Here is a 1,369-nt window from a genome sequence, read left to right as displayed (position 1 = left end):
CCCCACAACCATGCCCCACCCCACCGACACCCGCGCCGAGGCAGTACGGCGACTCAAGTCGGCGGTTCGCAAGCCAAGTGCATAGCGTGCGGCCAAGCCGCCGAGGTGGAGGATGGCGCCACGGCGACGCCGACCTGCTACGCGGATTCCGTTCGATCGCAGGCTGCGGCCATCGGGGCCGGGTCTCGGAACCGATGGACGCGGCGCCGATCAGACCAGCGGAATCGGCCACGCGGACATTTTGGCCGCGCGAAGGACGCCGATCACAAGGCGACCCAGCAGGGGGGATCGACGAGTGGAGGTCGTACGTCGGGCGGGTGTGCGAGTCGAGACGTTCCAGGTTCCGTCCGGTCTGCGGGTGGACGGCGTGCTGGGACGACGCACGGGCCGGGGTTGCGGACGGCCCAGAATGCCGTAGAGCTGCCGGGCCAGGTCGGTGGCGGTCTTGGCCTCGACAAGGCGATCCGGCAGAAGCGCCCACAGTGAGCCGCTGAACTCCCCGTGCCACATGCACAGCCCGGGAAAGGAACGACGCAGCTCATCAAGGGCCCGATCGATGTCAAGGTCCAGTTGCAGGGCGCCCGCTTGGCGAACGTCCGCGATGGACGGGTTGCAGGGAGTCTGAGAGTTCATCTGTACCTCCGATGGCGGGGCGCCTACCAGGTGGCCGGGTACATGCGGTGCTTGAGGAGGCCGTCGACCTGGTCGGCCGCGTACTTGGCGTCGCCGCAAGGCGCGAGGTAGCCGTGCCGTCCGCGTCCGGCCTGGTGGTAACCCCAGCCTTCGGCCACGGCGCAGACGGTGACGGCGACCCGCACGTGGTTATCGGGTGCGAACGCGAAGACCCAGAGGACGGGCGGACGCGCGGGCAGGTCGGCGGCCTCGTAGAGCTTGATGCAGCGGTATCCCTTGGCCTGGATGGCGACGGCCAGCAGATCCAGGTACCGGGTCGCGACGGGACGCCCGCGCCACGTCCGCCAGCGCAGCAGGTGGCGTTCGGCCTGGACGCTCACCGGGCGCAACGAGCCCACGTGATCTTCCCCTCCCCGTCCAGCGGCCGGACGCCCCAGTCGTGGACGAGTTGCGCCATGAGCAGCAGTCCGCGTCCGCTGGTCGCGCCGTGGTCTTGATCGCGGACGACGGGTAGCGCGGCCCCCTCGTCCTGAACCTCGATGACGGTCAGGGGCTCGCACACGTCCCGGAAGATGCGGACGATGATCTGCCCGACTCCGACGTGCTTGTGTACCGGTAGGCCACTGGCGAGGTGCCCGCCGTCGGCGGGTCCTTTTCCAGTGGCCCCCGGCCCGAACCGGACGTGCACCTTTCAATGCATCCGGCTCTCCAGTGACTACTACGTGTTTGTCGCGGC

3 protein-coding genes are annotated in these 1,369 nt (G+C 69.1%); all 3 read right to left on the bottom strand.

The annotated features are described in order from the left end of the window. Positions 1–210: 210 nt before the first annotated feature. From E1284_RS40730 to E1284_RS40720, 3 genes are read right to left on the bottom strand one after another with little or no spacing between them, the layout of a single operon-like run. The gene (locus E1284_RS40730; RefSeq protein ID WP_131945439.1) at positions 211–633 is read right to left on the bottom strand and encodes a hypothetical protein; all 423 of its coding nucleotides are present in this window, start codon (positions 631–633) and stop codon (positions 211–213) included. Between the two features lie 23 nt (positions 634–656). Further along, positions 657–1,031, bottom strand: coding sequence for a hypothetical protein (locus tag E1284_RS40725; RefSeq protein WP_131945438.1), 375 nt, complete (start codon positions 1,029–1,031; stop codon positions 657–659). Further along, positions 1,010–1,195: an ATP-binding protein gene (locus tag E1284_RS40720; protein ID WP_131945437.1), complete on the bottom strand. Its 186-nt coding sequence runs from the start codon at positions 1,193–1,195 to the stop codon at positions 1,010–1,012. The genes E1284_RS40725 and E1284_RS40720 overlap by 22 nt, the downstream gene beginning before the upstream one ends. Positions 1,196–1,369: the final 174 nt, after the last annotated feature.

The sequence above is a fragment of the Actinomadura bangladeshensis genome, from assembly GCF_004348335.1.
Classification (GTDB): Bacteria; Actinomycetota; Actinomycetes; order Streptosporangiales; family Streptosporangiaceae; genus Spirillospora; species Spirillospora bangladeshensis.
The sequence above is the reverse complement of the archived record's forward strand: the minus strand, read 5'-3'. Positions and strand labels throughout refer to the sequence as shown.

Bases quoted from the DNA above. Each gene is read 5' to 3' on its own strand.
- E1284_RS40730 (WP_131945439.1), bottom strand. From the start codon at position 633: ATGAACTCTCAGACTCCCTGCAACCCGTCCATCGCGGACGTTCGCCAA.